Origin of the sequence: Arthrobacter sp. LFS091, from assembly GCF_047977885.1 — a bacterium.
GTDB lineage: Bacteria > Actinomycetota > Actinomycetes > Actinomycetales > Micrococcaceae > Arthrobacter.
This window is the reverse complement of the sequence record NZ_JBFPFP010000002.1, coordinates 514,670-536,375: the sequence shown is the minus strand read 5'-3', so window position 1 is coordinate 536,375 and position 21,706 is coordinate 514,670. Positions and strand designations below refer to the sequence as shown.

General features: G+C 64.7%; 21 protein-coding genes. 8 read left to right on the top strand and 13 right to left on the bottom strand.

Annotation, left to right across the window (positions count from 1 at the left end):
- Positions 1–15: 15 nt before the first annotated feature.
- A complete protein-coding gene (locus tag ACNQOP_RS05325) occupies positions 16–531 on the top strand; it encodes a MarR family winged helix-turn-helix transcriptional regulator (RefSeq protein WP_416403572.1) in 516 nt (171 codons plus the stop codon).
- On the opposite strand, the gene ACNQOP_RS05320 is transcribed toward ACNQOP_RS05325, so the two are convergent.
- Genes ACNQOP_RS05320 through idi form a run of 6 tightly spaced genes read right to left on the bottom strand, consistent with a single transcriptional unit; the run spans position 526 to position 6,289 of the window.
- Positions 526–1,755, bottom strand: a complete 1,230-nt coding sequence (locus ACNQOP_RS05320; RefSeq protein ID WP_416403571.1) for a prenyltransferase — start codon at positions 1,753–1,755, stop codon at positions 526–528. The genes ACNQOP_RS05325 and ACNQOP_RS05320 overlap by 6 nt on opposite strands.
- Positions 1,752–2,102: a lycopene cyclase domain-containing protein gene (locus ACNQOP_RS05315; RefSeq protein ID WP_284985118.1), complete on the bottom strand. Its 351-nt coding sequence runs from the start codon at positions 2,100–2,102 to the stop codon at positions 1,752–1,754. Before ACNQOP_RS05315 ends, ACNQOP_RS05320 begins: the two co-directional genes overlap by 4 nt.
- Complete coding sequence (crtI, locus tag ACNQOP_RS05310; RefSeq protein WP_416403570.1) at positions 2,102–3,754, bottom strand: phytoene desaturase family protein; 1,653 nt, start codon at positions 3,752–3,754, stop codon at positions 2,102–2,104. Before crtI ends, ACNQOP_RS05315 begins: the two co-directional genes overlap by 1 nt.
- On the bottom strand, positions 3,751–4,656 hold the full coding sequence (locus tag ACNQOP_RS05305; protein ID WP_257370200.1) for a phytoene/squalene synthase family protein: 906 nt from the start codon (positions 4,654–4,656) through the stop codon (positions 3,751–3,753). Before ACNQOP_RS05305 ends, crtI begins: the two co-directional genes overlap by 4 nt.
- Positions 4,653–5,738: a polyprenyl synthetase family protein gene (locus ACNQOP_RS05300; RefSeq protein WP_257370199.1), complete on the bottom strand. Its 1,086-nt coding sequence runs from the start codon at positions 5,736–5,738 to the stop codon at positions 4,653–4,655. The genes ACNQOP_RS05305 and ACNQOP_RS05300 overlap by 4 nt, the downstream gene beginning before the upstream one ends.
- Positions 5,735–6,289 carry an isopentenyl-diphosphate Delta-isomerase gene (idi, locus tag ACNQOP_RS05295; RefSeq protein WP_235520223.1) on the bottom strand — a complete coding sequence of 185 codons (555 nt, stop codon included), beginning with the start codon at positions 6,287–6,289 and terminating at the stop codon, positions 5,735–5,737. Before idi ends, ACNQOP_RS05300 begins: the two co-directional genes overlap by 4 nt.
- A 95-nt stretch (positions 6,290–6,384) precedes the next feature.
- On the opposite strand from idi, the gene ACNQOP_RS05290 reads away from it, so the two are divergent.
- The 4 genes from ACNQOP_RS05290 to ACNQOP_RS05275 all read left to right on the top strand — a co-directional run bounded on the left by ACNQOP_RS05290 (position 6,385) and on the right by ACNQOP_RS05275 (position 10,876).
- Positions 6,385–6,948, top strand: coding sequence for a MarR family winged helix-turn-helix transcriptional regulator (locus ACNQOP_RS05290; RefSeq protein WP_257370197.1), 564 nt, complete (start codon positions 6,385–6,387; stop codon positions 6,946–6,948).
- 125 nt (positions 6,949–7,073) lie between these two features.
- Entirely contained in the window at positions 7,074–8,180 is a 1,107-nt protein-coding gene (locus ACNQOP_RS05285) for an EAL domain-containing protein (RefSeq protein WP_416403569.1), read from the top strand.
- A 112-nt stretch (positions 8,181–8,292) separates the two neighbouring features.
- Positions 8,293–9,597 (top strand): glycosyltransferase 87 family protein, encoded by a 1,305-nt coding sequence (locus tag ACNQOP_RS05280; protein ID WP_235520220.1) that lies wholly within the window; start codon positions 8,293–8,295, stop codon positions 9,595–9,597.
- A 25-nt stretch (positions 9,598–9,622) separates the two neighbouring features.
- Positions 9,623–10,876 (top strand): glycosyltransferase 87 family protein, encoded by a 1,254-nt coding sequence (locus ACNQOP_RS05275; protein WP_374111533.1) that lies wholly within the window; start codon positions 9,623–9,625, stop codon positions 10,874–10,876.
- Here the strand turns inward: ACNQOP_RS05275 and mptB are convergent.
- From mptB to ACNQOP_RS05245, 6 genes are all read right to left on the bottom strand, one after another.
- Positions 10,873–12,480 (bottom strand): polyprenol phosphomannose-dependent alpha 1,6 mannosyltransferase MptB, encoded by a 1,608-nt coding sequence (gene mptB, locus ACNQOP_RS05270; protein WP_416403568.1) that lies wholly within the window; start codon positions 12,478–12,480, stop codon positions 10,873–10,875. The two genes, ACNQOP_RS05275 and mptB, sit on opposite strands and share 4 nt — an antisense overlap.
- 169 nt (positions 12,481–12,649) lie before the next feature.
- Positions 12,650–13,546, bottom strand: coding sequence for an SGNH/GDSL hydrolase family protein (locus tag ACNQOP_RS05265; protein ID WP_416403567.1), 897 nt, complete (start codon positions 13,544–13,546; stop codon positions 12,650–12,652).
- Between the two features lie 54 nt (positions 13,547–13,600).
- The gene (locus tag ACNQOP_RS05260) at positions 13,601–14,320 is read right to left on the bottom strand and encodes a maleylpyruvate isomerase family mycothiol-dependent enzyme (protein ID WP_416403566.1); all 720 of its coding nucleotides are present in this window, start codon (positions 14,318–14,320) and stop codon (positions 13,601–13,603) included.
- Positions 14,320–15,156: a fumarylacetoacetate hydrolase family protein gene (locus ACNQOP_RS05255; RefSeq protein ID WP_416403565.1), complete on the bottom strand. Its 837-nt coding sequence runs from the start codon at positions 15,154–15,156 to the stop codon at positions 14,320–14,322. The genes ACNQOP_RS05260 and ACNQOP_RS05255 overlap by 1 nt, the downstream gene beginning before the upstream one ends.
- On the bottom strand, positions 15,153–16,292 hold the full coding sequence (locus ACNQOP_RS05250; RefSeq protein WP_257370189.1) for a cupin domain-containing protein: 1,140 nt from the start codon (positions 16,290–16,292) through the stop codon (positions 15,153–15,155). Before ACNQOP_RS05250 ends, ACNQOP_RS05255 begins: the two co-directional genes overlap by 4 nt.
- Positions 16,293–16,394: 102 nt before the next feature.
- A complete protein-coding gene (locus ACNQOP_RS05245; protein ID WP_416403564.1) occupies positions 16,395–17,216 on the bottom strand; it encodes an IclR family transcriptional regulator in 822 nt (273 codons plus the stop codon).
- Between the two features lie 48 nt (positions 17,217–17,264).
- Between ACNQOP_RS05245 and ACNQOP_RS05240 the strand changes: the two genes are divergently transcribed.
- The 3 genes from ACNQOP_RS05240 (at position 17,265) to ACNQOP_RS05230 (ending at position 20,855) form a co-directional block, all read left to right on the top strand.
- Positions 17,265–18,563: an MFS transporter gene (locus tag ACNQOP_RS05240; RefSeq protein WP_416403563.1), complete on the top strand. Its 1,299-nt coding sequence runs from the start codon at positions 17,265–17,267 to the stop codon at positions 18,561–18,563.
- A complete protein-coding gene (locus tag ACNQOP_RS05235) occupies positions 18,556–19,806 on the top strand; it encodes an FAD-dependent oxidoreductase (protein WP_416403562.1) in 1,251 nt (416 codons plus the stop codon). The genes ACNQOP_RS05240 and ACNQOP_RS05235 overlap by 8 nt, the downstream gene beginning before the upstream one ends.
- Before the next feature lie 98 nt (positions 19,807–19,904).
- Complete coding sequence (locus tag ACNQOP_RS05230) at positions 19,905–20,855, top strand: cation diffusion facilitator family transporter (RefSeq protein ID WP_416403561.1); 951 nt, start codon at positions 19,905–19,907, stop codon at positions 20,853–20,855.
- On the opposite strand, the gene ACNQOP_RS05225 is transcribed toward ACNQOP_RS05230, so the two are convergent.
- Complete coding sequence (locus tag ACNQOP_RS05225; RefSeq protein WP_235520210.1) at positions 20,850–21,695, bottom strand: helix-turn-helix transcriptional regulator; 846 nt, start codon at positions 21,693–21,695, stop codon at positions 20,850–20,852. The genes ACNQOP_RS05230 and ACNQOP_RS05225 overlap by 6 nt on opposite strands.
- Between the last annotated feature and the right edge of the window lie 11 nt (positions 21,696–21,706).

Here is a 21,706-nt window from a genome sequence, read left to right as displayed (position 1 = left end):
TCAAAGGAACATCGGATGGACTCGGAAGGCCACGCACACGGCTACTGGTACGGGAAAGACCCGGGGCAGAAGGCCATTGACGTTGACGTCCTGAACGCGCTGCGGGACTACCGTGCCTCCGAACAAGCGATGCGGCGACGGACCCGTTCGTCCATGGGGATGGGTGAGAAGGACCTGCTGGCCCTCCGGTATTTGTTCGAAGCCGAGGCTGCAGGCAAGTTGATGAAGCCCAAGGACCTTGGCGACAAACTCGGCATAACGTCCGCTTCCATGACCACGCTGATCGACCGTCTGGTGGAGTCCGGCCATATCCGCCGGGAGCCGCACCCCACCGACCGTCGGGCATTGATTTTGAAGGCAACCACCGGTTCAGACCAGGAAGTCCGGCATACCTTGGGCGGAATGCATCGTCGTATGCTCGACGCGGCATGCGCATTGAGCCCGGAAGAGTCGCAGATCGTGGTGAACTTTTTGCAGCACATGCGCGAAGCGCTGGACGCCATCGATGAAGAGGAACCGCCCCACTCATGAGGTGAGGCTCCACTGCAGGATGAAGATGAGCGTCACCAGGAATCCTGAACCGTAGTTGAGCCAGATGAACCGGCGCCACGCAACGTTGGTGCGTGCCGCCGTCGTATCCGTGACGTTCCAGTACGGGGCGCAGTTGACGATGTACGGGACGGCGATGATCGCCGCCAGCGGGCCGGGCCACGGCGTGGCCAGCATAGCGAGCCCGGCAACAAGCCACAGTACGACGGCGAGCCGCACCGTTCGGCGCGCACCGATGACTGTTGCTATGGAGCCGATGCCTGCCTTCCGGTCGGGCTCGATGTCCTGGACGGCGCCGAACGCGTGGGCGGCCATGCCCCATAGGAAGAACGCGGCCAGCAGGATCAGCAGCCCGGGCGTCACGTTTGCGCCGGCCAGCGCCAAACCCACGACGGCGGGACTGACGAAGTGCGTGCTGGAGGTCAGTGAGTCCAAGACAGGGCGTTCTTTGAAGCGGAGTCCGGCCACGGAATAGGCCACGACGGCGAAGGCGCTCACCGCCAGGCTGATCCACGCTGCAGGCCCTCCGGCGAAGGCCAGGATCAGCAGGAATGGCACGTTGGTGATCGCCGCCAGCCACAGCATGGGCCGGTGCAGGTGGGGCTGCAGGAGCGCGCCTTCGATCCCGCCCTTTCGCGGGTTTTTGAGGTCCGACTCGTAGTCGAAGACGTCGTTGATGCCGTACATGGCCAGGTTGTACGGGATCAGGAAGTAGAAGGTGCCCACGATCAGGACCCAGTCGATCTCGCGGGTTGTCAGGAGCATGGCTGCTGCGAAAGGGTAGGCGGTGTTGATCCAGCTGACCGGTCGGGAGGCGAGCAGCGCTTGTGGGACGAGGCCTTTGAGGTTGGGTTGTGGGGCGCGGCTGCGACGACGCGTCAGCCACACCCACAAGCCGGGGAGTGCCACGACGCCGGCCAACGGGTAGGCGAAATCCTCAATGGGGGCGAGGCCCACCCTGAGCCCCAAGATGTGCGCGGGATCGTAGTGGAAGAGTTCCAGGCCGATCATGACGGAGTCGAATACTGCCGTCAGCACGGCCAGCGCAGCGAAAGCGAGGCCCACGGCTTTCCAATGCCGCCCTCGCTCGCCGGGCCCGCCACCCTTCCCGGCGAACGCTGCCCGTGCGAAGGCTGCCCGTGCGAACGCTGCTCCGGCGATGACGGCGGCGGCGATGAAGAGGAGCGCGAGCACTAAGTAGGTCACGCGTTCTCCTTCTCCCTCTCGCCCTGCCGGGCGGGGATCCGTCCCAGAATGCGCCCGGCGCCTGTGTACAGGACCATCGTGCAGAGCACCAGGAAGAGGAGGAACACCGGCTCCTCTATGGGCAACTCCGGAGCGATCAGCAGGCCAGTGGCTATGGTGCCTTCACCGCGCAGGAAAATCCCCAGCCCGATGCCGGCCAGGTCCCAGGCGAGCAGGAACAAAACCCCGACGGCGGTCACTACGGCCGCCGCTGTGGCGTCCCGCCAAAAGAACAGCCGGAAACGGTGGTCGAGCAGGAGCATGCACCCGATGCCAAACAGTAACGAGCCTAAATAGAGGACACCCATCAGCCAATCCTGCTAGCTACTGGCCTGACAGCGGTAGGGCCCGGGCTATGGTCTCCGCGGATCCGCTTCAGCACCAGCTCGGCACTGATGAGGCACATGGGGACACCTACGCCCGGAGCAGTGGTGGCCCCCGCGTAATACAGGCCGCGGACCCGCTTGGAGGCATTCTGGGCCCGGAACATGGCGCTCTGGCGAAGCGTGTGGGCCGGTCCGAGCATGCCGCCGCGCCAGGAGTTGTAGTCCCGGGCGAAGTCGGCCGGACCGATGGTCTGGCGTACCACGATACGTTCACGGAGGTCGGGGACGCCGGCCCACTGGGCGATCTGGTCGATCGCTGCATCCGCGGCCCGTTCTATCAGCGCATCGCCCGTGCCGTCCGGGCCCCCTGCCCCGAGCGTGGGATCGGCGGGGACGGGAACCAAGACGAACAAGTTCTCATGGCCTTGCGGGGCCACTCCGGGATCGGTGGCGCTGGGTTTGCAGACGTAGATCGACGCCGGATCCGGAATGCGGGTGTCCGCACCGAAGATCGAGGCGAAGTTTGCCTCCCAATCCCGGGTGAAGAACAAGGAGTGGTGCGGCATCTGTGGCAACGTACCTTTGACACCCAGCATCACCAGGACGGCGCCCGGCCCGCTGGTGCGGCTTTGCCAATACTTGCTGTCGTAGCTTCGGTCCCGGACGCCAAGGAGTTGGGTTTCGGTGTGGTGCAGGTCGGCACCGGAGACAACCTGGTCGGCAACGCTGTAGTGCTCGGCTCCTGAGGCGTCGCGCCATTTCACGCCGGTCACTTCCCGGCTGTCCTTGCCGGTAAAGGGGGCCGGGAGCTTCACTCCGTCGAAGCGGCCCACCTTCTTGGTCCGGGTTGCTTCCCGCGTAGTGATCTTGAGTGCTTCGGCACCCGTATGGATCCGGACCCCGGCCTCGGTGGCCAAGGCTTCGAGGCGCTCCACCAGCTCCCGGAACCCACCCATGGGGTATTGCACTCCGTCGCCAAGGTCCAGGGCGCTCATCAAGTGGTACATGGCGGGAGCGGCCGAAGGGCTGGTGCCTAGGAACACGGCAGGATAGCCCAGCACCTGCCGCAACACCGGGTGCTGGAACCGTTGGGAAACGTACTTGTCCAACGGCGTCAGGAGGAGCTGCGCCAGCCGGGGAAGGTTCCGGACGACCTCCGGGTGCAGCAACTCTGAGAGCTTGGTGAAGGGGTTGTACAGGAAAAAGCGTTCGGCCATGTCCGTGGTGTGCCGCGCCGAGTCAAGGTAGGCCGACAACTCCCTGGCACTTCCGGGCTCGACCCTTTCGAAGGTGTCCAGAACCTGTTCGCTGCCCAAGGGGACCGTGAGCGGTTCCGGCGTTACGCCGTCGTGGCCTGGTTCGCTGAAGACGCGGTACGCGGGGCTGAGCGTGCGCAGGTCGAGCTGTTCGGCGGCGCTGGTGCCCAGGAGCTTGAAGAAATGATCGAACACGCCGGGCATGAGGTACCAGGAGGGGCCGGTGTCGAAGCGGAATCCGTCCCGTTCCAGGCTGTCTGCCCGGCCACCTACGTGATCTTGCTGCTCAAGGAGCTGGACCTCGTGTCCCTCGTGGGCGAGAAGAGCGGCGGTGGCAAGCCCAGCGATGCCACCGCCGATAACTACCGTGCGGGTCATCGGCGAAGCTCCATCCAGGTTGAGGCGATCGCACGGGCAGCGAGCCCGGCTTTGACGGTGTCCGGCACACGCACCCGTGAACGGTATAGCTCGTCCACTGTTGTCTGCTCGATCCTGTCAGTCAGGGCCGCAAACAGGGCCAGTGCGCTGCGGACAGCGGCCCGGGCGTCCCGTGGCAAAAGGGGAATGGCCGCGTTGGCGTCGGAGAGTTGGCCGCGGATGGTCCGGACCCATTCCATCCGGTCACGGTCCTCGAGATGCTCGGCAGTACCCAGATAGCTGCGGCCAAGACGTTCGGTGTCGTCGGCCAGGTCGCGGAGGAAGTTGATGTTCTGGAACGCAGCCCCCAACTGGCTGGCGCCATGGCGCAGGGCTGAGCGGCCGTCGTCGTCGATGTCCTGCCCGCGCATGAACACCTGCAGGCACATCAACCCCACAACCTCAGCGGAACCGTGGACGTAACCCTGGTGGGCGTCGGCGTCGAACCGCAGCGGCACAGCAGGGGCGGCAGCGTGGCCGCCGAGGTCCGTGCGCATGGAGTCGAAGAAGGGGTTGATCAGGGTCGCGTCAATCCCGGCCGCGCGTGCTGTTTGGGCGAACGCATGGATGATGAGGTCGCTGCTGTACCCGATCTTGATGGCGCGGTGGGTTTCATCGATGAAATGGTCCAGCGCGTCATTCTGCTCCTGGTAACTGAGTCCCGCCTCCGCGGTAACCCCGTCCACCAGCTCATCGGCGACCCGCACCAGGGCATAGATATTGCGGACATGTTGGCGGTGCCGGGAGCCCAGCAACCTGCAGGCGAGGCCAAAGGAAGTGGAGTAGGCGGCGATGACCTGGTTCGCGGCGCGCTCGGCGGTGCGCGTGAACTGGGTAAAGGAAGTGTCCATGGCGACGCTCATGATTGCCGTCCTTCCAGTTGGCCTGCAAGATCCAACAGGACGTCGCGGGCGCCCGGCGGAACCTGGGATTCGGGACTGCTCAGCAGGTGGTTGAAGGACCGCATTTGCTCGCTGATCAGGGATTGGACGAATTGCTCAGCTCCGCAGTCGGTCAGCTGCCTGCGGACATGGTGGGCGTCCGCGCCACTGAGCTCGGGGAGCCCGAAGAAGGGTTCGATGTCCGCCCAGCTGCTGGTGCTGCGGGCGTGGGCGATGATGGCCGTTTGCTTGCCTTCCCGCAGATCCGAAAAAGGATCCTTGCCGTGGCGGCGCGGATCCCCGAAAGTGGACAGGAGGTCGTCCTGCAGCTGGAAAGCCAATCCCAGGTGCTTGCCTGCCGTGGCGAGCGCAGTTTCCACGCCGAAGTCCGCCCCGGCCAGCGCCGCGGCGGCACGCAACGGTAGCTCGAAGGTGTAGGTGGCCGTCTTGTAGCCGCACATCACCAGGATGGTTTCAAGCTCCGGGGCCACGATGCCATCTCCCAGGCCCACATCAAGCTGCTCGCCTGCCACGGTCTCGTTGATGGTGTGTTCCAGCAGATCCAGCAGGCGAAGGCGCAGTTCGTGCTGCAGCTCGGCGCGGGCGAATGCCTGGTGGGTGGCTGAGAGCAGCATGTCGCCCATGAGGATGCCACCGGTCTGGGCCCAGTGGAGGGCGCCATCGGGCCTGGGAAGCTCTCCCGCTTCGGCCAGGAGGGATCCGATCAGGTTGGGATGCCCGCGCCGGACCAGGTCGCCGTCGATCACGTCGTCGTGCAACAGGAACGCGTAGTGGAGGAGTTCGATGGCGGCAGCGATGCTGATGGCGGTTTCGCGCTGCCGCGGGTTCCCTTGTTGGAGGGCGTCATAGGTTTCCATGAGGAGGAGCGGCCTGACGAACTTGCCGCCCAGGACGTTCGCACCTGCCAGCGTCCAAAGGTGGGCGAAGTCCGGACCGTAGGCTGTGGCGGCACTGGTCCGCTTGCCGATCAGGCCGGAAAGCTCATTCTCGATGGCGGTGCAGAGATCTGTTCGGCTGCGCACGGTTCCTGAGGTGATGGTCATGCCCCGGCACCTGCTGCGAGAGGGAGGGTCCGGGCCTCGAGAAGCTGCGGGAACTGCATGCCGAGCCAGGGGCTGAAGGCCGCGGGCGTGTGTTCCAGGGCTTCGCTGAGCAAGTCGGGCGATATCCAGGCCCAGTCGGCCACTTCGGCGGGATTGGGTTGGAGGGTGCCGCTGATCCGGGCGGTGTACACGGGGCAGATCTCGTTTTCCACGATCCCTGTAGGGTCGACCGCCCGATAGCGGAAGTGGGGGAGGGCGGGTTCGATCCGGTTGGCTTCCACGCCGAGTTCGAAGCGTGCGCGCCGCATGATGGCCTCCTCGAAGTCTTCGCCCGGTCCCGGGTGGCCGCAGAAACTGTTGGTCCACACGCTTGGCCAGGTCTTCTTCTCGGGCGAGCGCCGGGTGAGGAGGACTTCGCCTGCCTCGTTAAGCAAGTAGCAGGAGAACGCCAGGTGCAGGGGAGTGTCCTGGGTGTGCACTGAGGCTTTGGGGGCCTCTCCGATGGGGTTGCCGGCATCGTCAAGGAGGACGACCATCTCTGTCGCGTTCACTTCTCGCCTTCCCTCGGAACAACTCAATCAACAACATTGCTAGATAAGCTAGAAGAAAGGCTACCATGTAAGAAGTTGGGTGTAACATACTCAACATGTCCAAACCTGAAGAAATCGACGCCTCGGTTTCCTCGGGCATTTACAGCGTGGAATCCAACGATCCCCACCAGGAACTCGTGGACCGCTCCGGCCTCTCCGACTCCGATATCCAGCAGATCAACGAGCTCATGGCCGCCCTGGGGCGGTTGCGCGAGGCTGAGGAGCGACTCTCCGACGCTTCCCGGATCTACATGGGGCTTAACCAGTCGGACATGCGCGCCCTGCACTACCTGATTGTCTGTGCCAACCATGGCGTTATTGCCACCCCCGGCGCAATAGCGGCGCACCTCCACATTTCGACGGCGTCAACCACCAAGCTGCTCGACCGGCTGGAACGTGCAGGCCACATCACCCGCCGCGCGCACCCCTCCGACCGCAGGGCGCTCGCCATTGGAATCACACCCGAAACGCACGACGCCGCCATGCGCACCGTGGGCCGCCAGCAAGCCAAACGCTTCCTCGCCGCAGCACGGCTCACCCCCGCCGAACGGGAGACTGTGATGCGGTTCCTGGACGAGATGGCCAAGGAGATTGAACCCGGCGAATTCTTGCCTGGTTAATGCCAGTAGGGCCTGTAGCAACGTCCTGCGGTTCGTTCTGTTAGATTCGTGACAAGGCCCACATGTTGCGGGTCCGGCAGGTGTCTGGCATAGCCAGCGGGGGATTCACATAAAGGAATATTTCGATGGCTCAAGAAGAGGGCTCCAGCCCACCGGATCGCGGTGCCGATAGCTCGCGCCATGAAAGCTCTGGGGCCGCGCCGCAAAGCAGCGGTGCGACCATGCGCGAGCAGGTGCTGGACATTATCGCTTCCATCCTGGCCGACACCGATCCCGGCAGCGAAGAGGCCCGGAACAGGCTACGCGTGTTGGTGGATGCCCACCCGGACAACCCCGCCGCCGCCCTCCTGGAACACCTGCTGGAGACAAGGAAAACCCCGGCATCGGGGGCTAAGGTCCCTGTCCAGCGTGAGCCCGCCAGCCTGCACCTGGAATCATCTGACATAGCACGGACCGTTTCCGTTCCCGTCAGCCCCGAGATCCGCGAGAGCATCCAGGCGGTCCTCGCAGACAAGCTCCTGTTGACGGCATTCCAACCCGTCCACGCCCTGCCAACAGGCGAGGTGGTGGGCGTCGAAGCATTGACCCGGTTCGTTGGCGAGGACGGTGCCGGCGCTGACGTTTGGTTCAGTGAGGCAGCTGCCGCAGGACTGGGCACCGAACTGGAAATCGCCGCGCTGCACTGCGCATTGACCGCCGCGCACGAGGTCCCGGATGCCATGTCCGTGGCGCTGAACCTTACCCCGGCAACGTCGATCGACCCGCGGGTGCGTAACCTGCTGGCCGCAGCTGCCCTGGCGCCCGAGCGCATCATCGTTGAACTGACCGGCAGCCTGGAAGACGCCGGCGGGCACTCCGGTGCCAATGGACTGGGTCCCCTCCGGGCCTTGGGACTCCGGCTGGCGGTCAGCGCTTCGGGTGCTGCCCTGGTTTCCCTGGACAGGGTTGAGCAACTGCGCCCGGACATCATCAAACTCGACCGGCACCTCATCGAAGGCATCGAAGGCAGCGCAGGGCAGAAGATGCGCGCACGGGCCATCGTGGAGCTCGCAAGGGACCTCGGAGCCAGCGTCATCGCGGAAGGCATCGAAACCACGGCCGAACTTGAAGAAGTCACCGCGTTGAACGTCACCGCAGCCCAGGGATACCTGCTGGGGCGTCCTTCCGTGCATCCACTGGACTGGTCGACCTGGAGCATCCGTGCGCAGACCGAAGCGCAGCCCGCCGGCTGACTGCAAGGCTTTTGGGTGACTCGCGTAAAGTAGCACGCGGGGGTTTTGCCGGTCCCAAGAAAACTGGGGACTGCTCAAGCACGGACCCACCTAGCCAGGAAGTTCTACGTTGATGGACAGGTTTTTCAGTATTCTCGCGGATTTTCGCAGCAAAACGCTGCCGGGGAGGTTGCTGGAGCGTCTCAACACGCCGCGGGGCCTGCTGTGGGGCTTCGTAGTTGTCCACCTGGGCTTCCTGATCTTCGCTGCTCTGCTTTCCTTCCGCAACGAGGCGTTCAGCGACACCTTTATCTACCGTGAATGGGCCCTGGCCGGCTTCAACGAAAGCAACCTCTCAGGCGGCCCAAGTCCTTGGGTGTACCCCATCCTGGCCCTTATCCCCATGGGCATCGCCGCCGCTGCGGGCTCCGGGCCTTTCTTCTTCCTCTGGGTCCTGATCACCACCGTCCTCAACGGGTGGGCGATGCTCAAGCTCACCGACCGTGGCCGCCGCGCAGAGGCCATCCCGGCCGGCTGGTGGTGGCTGTCCTTCGTGCTGCTCATGGGTTGGCTGGGCTTCGCACGCGTTGATGGGTTGACCGCCCCCATTGTCCTGGTCGCTTTGGTGTACGGCGTGGCGCGGCCATTCATCGCCTCGGTGCTGCTGAGCATTGGCACATGGGCCAAGGTATGGCCCGCTGCTGTGATGCTGGCGCTGTTCGCCGTGGTCAAGAACCGCTTGCTGGTTGTGTTGGCAGGAATTACGACGACGGCGGTTGTGGTGGCACTCGCCGCTACGGTCGGCGCCGTTCCCAAGCTGCTGAACTTCCTGACCCAGCAGGGTGACCGCGGAATGCAGCTCGAAGCCACCTTCACCACGCCCTGGCTCTGGTTGTCCGTGCTGGGCGTGGGCGACTCCCGGATGTACATGAACACCGACATCAACTCCATGCAGGTGGACGGGCCCGGAACGGCCTTCATGTCGGTGCTCATGCAGCCCCTCCTGCTGCTTGCCGCGGCCGCCGTGGCCGGACTGACCTTCTGGGCCCTGCACCAAGGAAAAGTCAGCGGTGGCGTTGACCGCACCGAACTCCTGCTCGCGGGCGCGTTGACCTTGGTAACCGCCTTCATTGTCTTCAACAAGGTGGGATCACCCCAGTTCATGGTGTGGCTTGCCCCGGCCGTGGCCGTCGGATTGGCCCACAACTGGAAGGCCTGGCGCGTCCCGGCCACCATGCTGATAGCCATCGCGGTGGCCACGTTCTTCATCTACCCGTTGTTCTACGATGCGCTGAGCCACAACAACCCACTGATGGCCATGGTGCTGACCATCCGCAACGTGCTCCTGGTGGTCCTCTTCTTCTGGTCCGCGCGCCGCCTGTATTCACTGGGCAGGAAGCCTTCAGTCGTTGCCGAACCAGCGGTCAAGGAGCTCTAAAATTTCTGCCACGTTCTTCGACCGGCTGGTCCGCGTCCGCAGCCGTGTCCTGCCTCCCGCGGTCGTCGCTTGGTTCGCCCGGCCCGGCAGCGTGTGGTGGGGCTTCGCCGTCGTGCATTTCTTCTTCCTGTGCTGGATGGCGTCCTTCTTCCTCAACGGCGACACGTTCAGCGATACCGAGCAGTACCGGCAATGGTCGCTGGAAGGCTACAACCCGGCGAACCCGGGCAAGATCAGTCCCTGGGTCTACCCGGTGCTGGCACAGATTCCCATCTTCCTTGCCGGAATAGCCGGCCCGGACCTGTACCTGCTGATGTGGTTCCTGATCATCACGGCGCTCAACGCCGTGGGTCTCTGGTACCTGACCAGGGGCCCGCGCAAGGTCAGCGGAATCGCGCCTGCCTGGTGGTGGCTGTTCTTCACGGTCTTCATGGGCTACCTCAGCTTTGCCCGCGTTGAGGGCATCACGGCCCCGATCGTGCTCATTGCGTTGCTGTGCGCTGCGCGGAGGCCGGTAGTTGCCGCGGTGCTGCTCAGTATCGCGACGTGGATCAAAGTCTGGCCCGCGGCGGTGCTCGCTCCAATGATCATTGCCAGCCGCTCGCGGCTGCAGATGGTCGCAGCGGGCGCGGCCGTCACCGCCGTCGTGGGTCTGGGAACCTACCTGACTGGCGGCTTCAAGCACATCCTGGACTTCCTGATCAACCAGGGTGAGCGCGGCATGCAGTTGGAAGCCACCTTCTCCACGCCCTGGGTGTGGCTCAGTGTCTTCAACATCGCCGGCTCCAAAATGGCGGACAACACGGCCATCAACTCCACCGAGGTCTACGGGCCCGGGGCCGACGCAGCCGCTTTCCTGATGCAGCCGCTGCTGATTGTCGCCGCGGTCGCCGGGGCGATCCTCCTGATCCGCGCCCTCAAACGCGGTGCCGAGCGCGAGGAGCTGTTCCTTGAAGGTGCGCTGATGATGACCACCGCGTTCATCGTTTTCAATAAGGTGGGCTCGCCGCAGTTCATCATCTGGCTGGCGCCGGTGATCGTGGCCGGCCTGACGCACGACTGGAACCGTTGGAAGGTGCCTGCCGCGTTGCTGATGGCCATCGCCATGACGACGTTCGTGATCTACCCGCTGTTCTACACGCCGCTCATTCACGCCCACCCGGTCATGGCCACGGTCCTCACCATCAGGAACGTGCTGCTGGTAGTGCTGTTGTGGTGGTCGGTTCAGCGGACCGTGGAACTGGGACGGCGGAGCCAGGTCCGGCAGGTAACGCTCTAGCGGATGGTGGGTGGCCGGTGGAGCAGCCGCCGGTCGTTCTGGCCCACCCAGCGCGATAACCTGCCTTGGACCAGGAGCCTGCGTGTATGGATGTCCAGGAACACCAGGTAGAAGGCAAAGAGCAGCGCGATCGCGAAGGCCAGCGAGGAAAGGTCTACTGAGACCTCCACGAAGGACCACACGGACAGCTGGTCCTGCGCCCCGAAGACCACAAAGAAGGTCACCCCGACGTAGAGACTGCGCATCTGCCAGTCGTCCCTGATGCCCGTCACGGCCAGGAACGGTACGAACCAGAGGATGTACCAGGGCTGGATGATGGGTGACAGCAACACCAAAGCCGCGAACGCCAGGGCCATGCGCCGCACCACCCGGGAGTGGTCTCCACGGAACATCAGCAGCAGGACCAGCCCCACGCCGCCCCATTTCATGACGGAGCGCAGGATGTCGGCCATGGCGTTGCCCGGGAGCCCCAGGGCGTTTCCAAGGAACTCGATTTGCTGGCCAAGGAACCCCGACGGCGAGTAGCCGGTGAAGCCGGGCGTGGGATCGGTGATGGCCCACACCCAGCCCATTCCGAGGCCGTGGGGAATGCCGCTGAGGAACAACACGCCGAAACTGATCCCCGCTGTTGCTGCCCAGATCCCGAATTTCCGGGGCCACGATGCTCCGGCGCCGGCCCACATCAGTCCGATGAAGGGGAGCAACAACACGGTGATCGGCTTGATGCCAATGGACGCAGTGACCAGCAGGATGCCGATCAGCGGGCGCTTGGTGGCGGCGAAGTACGTGCCGGCCACTGCCAGGCCCACCATGATGGCGTCGTTGTGTGCACTGGCCACGAAGCTTATGAGGAACAGGGGGTTGGCCACCGCGATCCACAGTGCCCGGGCGCCGTTGATGCCGTGGAGGGCAGCAAGCTTGGGTACGTACACCACGCAGAGCAGCACGCCGCCGGCAGCCAGGAGCCTGAACAGCAGGACGGACACATCCGGTTGGGCGCCCGTGATGGCGACAACCATGTGCTCCATCCACAGGAAGTACGGCCCGTAGGGCGTCCTGGCTTCGGCCCAGGCCGGGTCGGCGCCCAGGGAGAACCAGTTGCTAAGAGTTGAGATGCCTACCGTGTAGGGATTCTGGCCCTCCATCATCAGGCGGCCCTGGCCTATGTAGGCATACACGTCGCGTGAGTAGACGGGCACAGCAAAGAGCAACGGCAGGGACCAGGCGGTGATGGCCCAAATAATGGGCCGCAGGGAGTTCCCCTCCCACGTACCCATCCGTTGCCCGAGCCTGAGCCAGGAGCGCACCAACAGCATGGCACCCACAGTCAGCAACACCGCAGAGGTGGTGACGCCCCATCCTTCTGTGCGGAGGGCAATGACTATGGGATGCCGGATCATGGGGGATCCGTTGGCGATCCATCCAATACCGATCGACCCGGCAAACATGAACAGCGAACCAAGGAACCCCTGCCAGATGGCAGGGTACGCCACGGGCTTACCAGCAGCCGGGGACGGCTGGGGTTGAAGGGTATGGCTGACGGGAGGAACGTTTTTCACCGAAGAAGATCCGGGCTGGGGGTTGGGGGTACTGCCTGTCGTCATGACTGGTCGTTTTCCCCCACTCACGGTATGGCACTCCGAGGAAAGAGCGCGGTTGATGCCGAAGAGCTTGTACATGCGGCAAGTGAAATTTTAGCGTTGATCCTGTCGAAGCCACCACAGGCGCGGCAAAGGGTGATGGAATGCATACCCCGCGGTTTCCCGCCCACGTTTACTGGCGGTCCTCCCGCGCGGTGAGGTTACGGGGATCGGTGCCCACAAAGGACCCCGGTGGCATGGCAGCGCCGAAAACCGGGCCGGGTTGGGGCCGCTTGGGGTGTCGGCCTTGGGCGGGATTCCTTTGCCTGAGGCGGCGCAGCACCCACGGAACCAAGTATTCCCGCGCCCAGACGGCGTCGTCCGCCCGCGCTTCGCGCCAACTGCGTTCCGGGAGGGGCTTCGGCGCCAGGGGTTCCAGGGAGTGCGGGACGTTCAGGGCATCCAGGACCATGATGGCGATGGTGTGTTGGCCCAGCGGGGAGAAATGCAGGCGGTCCGGGTCCCACATTTGAGGATTGGTGAGTTGGCGGAGGGCCCATAGGTCTGCGATCACGGCATCATGCCTGGCTGCGACAACGCGGATGTTTTCGTTGAAGATGGCCACCTTCCCGCGGGTGCGCCCCAGCACGGGCGTGGCGCCCCAGTCCGGGCCCGTGAACAGCAGGATGGACGCTCCTGTGGTGGCCAGTGCTTCCACCCCCGCGTCCAGCTCAAGGGCCAGCGAATCGGGATCTGTCCGGTGGAAGAGCAGGTCGTTGCCGCCGGCGTTGAGGGTGATCAGGTCTGGCCGGAGGGCCAGCGCCGGTCCCACCTGTTCGTCCAGGATCTGGCGGAGCAGCTTTCCACTGACTGCCAGGTTCGCGTAGGCGAAGTCCGGATGTCCGTTGCTGAGCTCCTCCGCTACCCGGTCCGCCCAGCCCCGCAAGCCCCCGGGGCTGCGCGGCTCCGGATCTCCTACTCCCTCGGTGAACGAGTCGCCCAAAGCCACATAGCGGCTCCACGGGTGCAGGTGGGGCACCCTGCCGTTGGAGCCTCCCTCCACCGGGCCGTTCGGGCTGGTGGCGTTCATCTCCCCATAGTGCGCTGAATTATCGGGTTTTTGTACAGTACGTGTTCAAAACTCTCAGATCCAAGGGGGCGGGACGGGTTTCGTGCCGTCCCTGCTGCGGCCGGCGGCCCACTCGACGACGGCGGGCAGCGGCCCGGTGACGATCGTCGGGTTCGTGGCGATGGTGTCGCCGAACGCCTGGCCGGTTTCGTCCACTGTGATGAGGAGTCCAGTATCGGTACCGCGGGTTTTCCAGGCGCCGGTGATGTCTTTGAGGAGCCGTTCCAGGACAGGGCTGGGGATGTCGTCGAACGCGGCGCCGTTGTCGAGGTCCACGGCATGCATCCACACTTCCCGGGTCCGCATCCACACGGTTTCAGAGGCAGGCACGGTACGTCCCTGGGCGGTGCGGACCTCGTTGGCCCAATTCTCATCCGGGAGGTCGCGCCATTCGACGGACAAGTGCACGGCGGAATGGTCGAAGAGGTTCCGCAACGCAATCGGCGACAGCGTAGAGCCGAAATCGATCTCGTGATTCCGCGCCTCAGGGGAGGGATACATGGGTGTTTCAACCCCGGTGGCAGCCCACTCCACCAACCGTGCGATCGCGCGGGCGTTGTACCCGACGTGGGCAACGACGTGGCGGCGGGTCCAGTGCGGAAGGCGGGTCCCGCCGTCGAGCTCTGCGTCGGAAAGTTCGCTGAGTTTGCGGGCAAAGAACGCGGTGCCCCGCCGCGCCTGCGGGAGTTCTTCCTGCAGGCGCGGGTCGGTGGCGAGGTCGTGGCGCGCGACCATCAGGCTTCCTTGACCACGCGGTTGCTCAGCTGGCCCAGGCCCTCGATGGTGGTGACCAGGAGCTGGCCTTCCTGCAGGTACCGCTTGGGGTCCTGGGCGTGGCCGACGCCGCCGGGCGTGCCGGTCGCGATGACGTCGCCCGGGTTCAGGGTGATGATGGTGGAGATGTAGGAGACCAGGAATTCGGGAGTGAAGACCAGGTCGCCGGTGGGGGTGGACTGTTGGATTTCTCCGTCCACTGCAGAGGTCATGAGCGGTCCGGCGCTGAACTCGTCCTTGGTGACCAGGGCAGGCCCGAAGGGTGTTGAGTTCTCCCAGGTCTTGCCCTGGAGCCACTGGATGGTGCGGAACTGGTAGTCGCGCATGCTGACGTCGTTCAGGACCGCGTAACCGGCGATGTGCTCCGCTGCCTCGGATTCGGGGATGCGGCGGCCCTTCTTGCCGATGATGACGGCGAGTTCGGCTTCCCAATCCACGGTGTCCGATTCCTGCGGCAGGGCGAGGTCGTCGTTCGGGCCGATCAGCGATTCGGTGTACTTCGCGAACAGGGTGGGGTGCTCGGGGATGTCCCGGCCCATTTCCTTGATGTGGTTGCGGTAGTTGTGGCCAACACAGATGATCTTCCCCGGTGAGGGCACGACGGCGGCGAGGTCGGCGCCGTCGAGCGCGTGCGTTGCGCCGTTGGCTGCCTTCGCCGTGGTTTCCCAGGCGGGATCGGCCAGGAGTGCCCCGACGTCGGCAAACCCGTCGATTTCAGTGAGGGTGTCGCCGTCCTGGCGGACGGCGACGGTGCCTTTGCCGGTGGCGGTTTCGGTGCGGAGGGTGAGCAGTCTCATTTACTTGGTCCTTCGGTGTAGCTGCGGTTGAAGTTCAGTCGTTCAAAGATGGGGGCGTCGCTGAAACGGAAAAGATCAAAGCCGGGCTGATCGGCGTCCGCCGTCAGGGACCATTCCTGCCAGGACGGGACCACGAACAGGTCGCCCTTGGCCAGGGCCTTGGTTTCACCGTTGAGGATGGCGGTGCCGGTGCCTTCGAAGACCTGCCAGACACTGGAGCCGACCTCGCGGAGCGGTTCGGTGGAGGCGCCGGCGCGGAGGCGGTGGAACTCGGCACGGATGGTGGGCATGACGTCCCCTCCCGTGGTCGGGTTGGAATACCGGATCGCGGCATGGCCCTGGGACACGGTGGCCGGATGGCCCTCGTCCTCGAGGAGGAGCTGCTCACGGAGGGCCGCGTCGGTGTGTTCCCACCGGTATGCCGCGATGGGGGAGTTGGTGGTGTCCTGCAATCCGGACAGGGGCCGGAGGCCGGGGTGGGCCCAAAGCCTTTCCGAGCGGGAGATGTCCGGGGTTGCTTCATCGGTGACGCGTTCGGTGCCGAACTCGAAGAACCCGGCGTCGGCGTAGTGCACGAACGGAATGTCCAAACCGTCGATCCACGCCATCGGCTGGTCGGTGTCGTTGTGGTGGCCGTGGAAATTCCAGCCCGGTGTGAGCAGGAAATCTCCGCGGCGCATCGCCACGGGGTCCCCGTTGACCACAGTCCAGACGCCCTCGCCCTCCACCACGAAACGGAAGGCGTTCTGCGAGTGCCGGTGTTCAGGGGCTACCTCGTGAGGGCCCAAGTACTGGATCGCGGCCCACAACGTGGGGGTCGCATACGGGGTACCAGCGAGGCCGGGGTTCGCGAGGGCTATGGCCCGCCGCTCGCCACCCCGGCCCACCGGAACCAGGTCGCCGGCCCGGGCGGCCAGCGGGTACAGGTCATCCCAGCGCCAGACATGCGGCACAGCCTTCGGGGTGGGGACCATCGGCATCAGGTCACCGATCTCCGTCCACAAAGGCACCATGTTCCCGGCAGCGAAATCCTTGTACAACTGCTCCAACTGGGCAGCCTCCTCCGGAGTGGGCTCCGGCAGGGCGTGGCTGGCGGCCACGGATTCGTGGGTCGTGTTCTCGGCGCTGATGGACACGTAGGCCTCCTCGATAGGTCCGAACAGTTCTTGGCGTAGTTCGACCCTACGGACGGCGGTACCGGGGTCCGAGAAAATTCTGCTGTACAGAACTTTTTGGATTCAGTCCTCGTCGGCGGGGTTGGCGGCGATGTCGATTTCGAGTTGCCGGCATGTCTCACGCAGGGCGGCGACCAATCCGGCGTCGAACACTTTGCGGAACCGGGTGGCAGGTGTGGCGACGCTCAACGCTCCCACTACTTGGCCATGCCGGTTGTGCACGGCCATTCCGAGCGCACTGACGCCCTCTTCGGTTCCCTCGAAATTTGCGGCAAAACCGTTGCCGCGGATCATCTCTAGTTCCCGGAGGAAGGAGGGATAGCTGTCGTCCGGGATGGTGTCGCCGCCAATTCCGGCGTTCTGGCTGCGGAACAGCTGGTCGATCATGGCCGGCTCAAGCTCGGCCAGCATGACCTTGCCGCCTGAGGTTTTGTCTGCGGGCAATACCGTGCCTTGGCGGTCACCGACCCGCAGGACGTTGCGGCCCTCAACCGTTGCGAGGAAGCGGACCTTGGTGCCTACCCGAACCATCAGGTTGACCGTTTCGTCGAGCCGAGCCGACAGGAGTTCCATGTGTGGCAGCGCGAGGTCGCGCAAGGGCCTGGTCCAGCCCAGTCCCGCGGGACCCGCGCCCATCGCCGGCCCGGGCACGTATCGCCGGTTTTCGTCCTGGACCGCGAATCCGCGGTAGACCAGCATGGCCAGCAGTCGGTGGGCCGTGGACGGAGCCACGCCCAATTCGGACGCAGCGTCCTTGAGCCTGAGTGCGCCACCATCGCGAAGCAGTTGGAGGAGCTGCAAGGCGTTGTCCACCGCCTCAATGGAATAGGTGGGCCTTTTCTGCAAAGGCTTCCGAGTGGAGGATCGTGGTGGATTATTCTGCACAACAGAATTGTATGGTGCAGATTCTGTGGACGGCAGGACAGTGGTGGGATGAATCACACACTTCCCGCTGCAGCGTCGCATGGGCCAACCTCCGGAGCCGTCACCGCTGACGCTCCCGGCGCAGCGCCACGCTTTTCCAAAGGCTCAGCGCTGGCCGTCCTTGTTTGCTGGCTGCTGGTGGTCTTCGACGGTTACGACCTCATCGTCTACGGCACCGTCCAGTCATCCCTGATTTCCGAAACAGGCTGGGGCCTGACCAAGGCGACCGCCGGGACCATCGGTTCCATGGCATTCCTCGGCATGATGATCGGCGCCATCTTCGCCGGAAGAATGGCCGACTCGTGGGGCAGGCGAAAAACCATCATCGGTTGTGCGATTGTCTTCTCGGTCTTCACCATCCTGTGTGCCCTTGCCCCCAACGCGGCCGTTTTCGGCATTCTTCGCCTCCTCGCCGGCATAGGACAAGGCGGGCTTGTCCCCTCCGCCAACGCGCTGGTGGCCGAGTTGGTCCCCACCAAATGGCGGTCCACGATCGCCACGCTCATGATGTCCGGGGTGCCGATCGGTGGCTCCATCGCAGCACTGGTGGGCATCCCGTTGATTCCCGCTTTCGGCTGGCAAGCCATGTTCCTCGTGGCAGCACTGGCCTTGGTGATCGTAGTGCCGCTGGGCCTCAAGTTCATCCCGGAGACCCTGGCACCGGGGAAGGGCGCAAGCACTGAAGCCAACAAGAAGGCAGGGTTCGGTTCCCTCCTCCGTGCGCCTTACCTCGGTGTCAGCGTGCTGTTCGCCTTAGCCACCATCGCAACCCTGTTCGCCTGGTACGGCCTCGGTACCTGGTTGCCTAACCTGATGCAGTTGGCCGGTTACAACCTCGGGTCCGCCCTGACGTTCGCCTTGGCCCTGAACCTGGGCGCCGTGGCCGGCTCGGTCCTTACCGCCTGGGCGGGCACCCGTTTCGGCCCGATTCCGACGGCGATAGCGGCCGCCGCCGTCGCCGCCGTCGGGCTTGCCGCCCTCCTGGCCAGCCCGCCCGTGACGGTGGTGTACCTTGCGCTGGTGCTTGCCGGCGTCGGGACCCATGGCACGCAGTGCCTCATCATCGCTGCCGTGGCGAGCCACTATCCGGACCATCTGCGGGGAACCGCGCTCGGCTGGGCGCTGGGCACGGGCCGCATCGGTGCCGTCGTGGCGCCGCAGGTGGGTGGGCTGCTGCTCGCCGCCGGGCTGGGCGTCAACTCAAACTTCCTCGCGTTCGCCGGTGCCGCCGCTGTCGCAGCGGTCCTGTTGGCCGCCGTCGGACTCAACATCAAGAACAAGATCTCCCAAGGAGCAAACAATGCCTGAGTACACCCCGTCCACCGATGTCCTGGTTGTGGGAGGAGGAATGGCCGGCCTGGCCGGTGCCCTGGCCCTCCGCGAGAACGGCGCCAACGTAACGCTCGTGGAGCGCGCCCCCGAGTTCGGCGAGGTTGGCGCTGGCCTGCAGATGGCCCCGAACGCCTCCCGTGTCCTGAAGCGCTGGGGTTTGCTGGAGAAGGCCCTGGAGATCGGCGTCCAGCCGAAGCACCTGGTGTTCCGCGACGCCGTCACCGGTGAAGAGCTGACCCGACAGTCGTTGCGCGGGGAATTCGAGGAACGCTACGGCGCCCCCTACGTGGTCATCCACCGCAGCGACCTGCACCGCGTACTCCTCGAAGGATGTGAAGCGGCAGGCGTGAAGCTGGTCAACGACGTCATGGTGGACAGCGTGGAAACTGTGAATGGCCGCGGAGTAGTCCGCACTGCAGGCGGTGTGGACTATGAAGCGGACGTGGTGATTGGCGCTGACGGCCTGAAGTCCACGCTGCGTCCCCTGGTTGCCTCCGATGAACCCGTTTCCTCGGCTTACGTCGCATACCGGGGAACGGTTCCCATCACCGCGGAGACCCCCGCCACCGACCTTGAGGACGTGGTGGTCTATCTCGGACCGGACTGCCACCTGGTGCAGTACCCCCTACGTAAGGGCGAACTGCTGAACACTGTGGCTGTCTTCAAATCCCCCTCCTTTGAGCGCGGTGAAGAACAGTACGGGGGAGTGGACGAGCTCCAGGCCGCCTACAAGGACTGTGTCCCCGCCGTCCAGGCCGCCCTCGCGAACCTTGGCACCAGCATCCGGTGGCCCATGTACGATCGCGACCCCATCGAAAACTGGGTTGCCGGCCGCATGGTCCTCATGGGCGACGCCGCCCACCCGATGCTCCAGTACCTCGCCCAGGGCGCATGCCAGGCACTCGAAGACGCCGCCGTGCTGCAGGACGTCAGCGCCGGGACCGTCTTCACCGCCGACGGCGCCAACCCGTCCGCGTGGGACGACGCCATTGCGGAATTCAACAAGGTCCGCGCCGCCCGCACCGCCCGGGTCCAGCGCACGGCCCGCGTCTGGGGTGAGTCCTGGCACGTCTCCGGACTGGGGCGGACGCTCCGAAACCTGCTGTTCAAGAGCCGCAAGGACAACGACTTCCAGTACAACGACTGGCTGTACGGCCAGGCCGGCGAGGGACTGCCGGCAGCGGAAGCCCCGAAGGTCGCCAGCCACCTTCCCGCCTGAGGCTGAACGCGCAAGCCGCCTGCCGTCGTCGTGCTTTTACTCAAGCACGACGACGGTGGGCGGCTTTTGTTTTCCCTGCAGTTGGGTACGGTATCCCCATGGCCGCATCCCAGAAGCGAAAAAAGTCCGGTTCCACGCTGCTGACCGTCATCATCGCTTTCGCGGCGAATACCTTGGTGGCAGCGGCCAAGTCGGTGGCTGCGGCGCTCACGGGCTCCGCATCGATGACCGCAGAAGCAGCGCATTCCTGGGCGGACACCGGCAACCAGGTGTTCCTGTTCCTGGCCGAACGGCGCTCACAGCGCCCGCGGGACAAGGACCACCCGATGGGTTACGGCCGGGAAGCCTACGTGTGGTCGATGTTCGCCGCTTTCGGGCTCTTCACGGCCGGGGCCGTGGTGTCCATCATGCACGGCATCCAGGAGCTCATCACTCCTGAGCCTGCGTCGGACTTCCTGGTGGCATACGTGGTTTTGGCCTTGGCCTTTGTCCTTGAAGGCTTCTCCTTTGTCCAGGCGTTCCGGCAGACCAGGAAGGCAGCCAGGGAGCTGGAACGCCACACGTTGGAGCAGGTCCTGATCAGCTCTGATCCCACCTTGCGGGCCGTCTTCGCTGAGGATGCTGCCGCCCTGGCTGGCCTGGTTGTTGCTTTTGCCGGGGTGTTCCTGCATCAAGTCACCGGATCGCCGGTGCCGGACGCCGTGGGCTCGATCGTGGTGGGCATCCTGCTGGCCGTCGTCGCTGTGGTGCTGATCGACCGTAACCGGAGGTTCCTTGTGGGCCAGGGCGTCACCCCGGACATTGAACGCTCCATGGCCCGGCGGGTGCTTGACCATCCGGACATCGCCCGGCTCACGTACCTCCACTTGGAATTCGTGGGCCCCCGTAAGCTGTACCTCGTTGCGGCCGTGGACCTGGTGGGGGATCATCCGGAGCACGAAGTGGCCGTGGTCCTCCGCCGGCTGGAGCGCGAGTTGGAAGACCACGAGACGGTGGAGGAGGCCGTCCTGACTCTGGCCACCCCGGACGAAGCAGCGCTGACCTTATAGGGCGATCTGCTTGCCCTTACCCATGAGCCGTTCCATCTGTTCGCCGGCATCGCTGCCCGGAGCGGGCGTGTACACCACGATGTGAAGATCCGGCCGGTCCGAGGGCGAGACCTGGTGGTGCTCCATTTGAAGGACTCCCACTGCCGGGTGGTGGAACAGCCGCTCCCGTGACTGGAAACCCAGGATGTCGTAACGGTCCCAGCTTTCCTGGAATTCGGGGCTTGCTTCCTTCAACCGTTCCACTTGGTACGCGACATCCGGATCGCCCAGCCGTTGCCCCGTTTCAGCCCTGAACTCGGCGAGGAACCTTTTGCTGGTGATATCCCAATCCGGCAGCAGGTCGCGGACATAGGGGTCGGTGAAAACCAGCCACAAGAGGTTCCTGTCGGCGGCGTCGAAAGTCCCGATGTTCGGATACAGCGCTTCGTAGCCGCGGTTCCAACCGGCCACGCCCCAATCCGGGGACAAGGCATAGGCCGGGTTGGGATCAAGGGCCTCCAAAAGGCGTTGCACGTGAGCGGGCGCGTCCGCTGCGACCGGGCCCTTCGGAGGCGCAGATGAATAACCACCCAGGGAAAGGACGTAGCCCAGCCCGGTATCGGACAAATGCAGGGCACGCGCAATCGATTCAAGGACCTGCCGTGAGGGGCTGATGTCCCGGCCTTGTTCAAGCCAGGTGTACCAGGTGACGCTCACTCCGGAGAGGAACGCAATCTCTTCCCTTCTGAGGCCGCGCTCGCGGGACCTGCCCACCGGAGGCAGGCCATAGTCCGAGCGCAAGGCCTGGGTGCGGCGGGTCCTGAGAAAGAGGCCCAGTTCCTTGCGCTGTTCATTGCTCACGCCTTCAACAC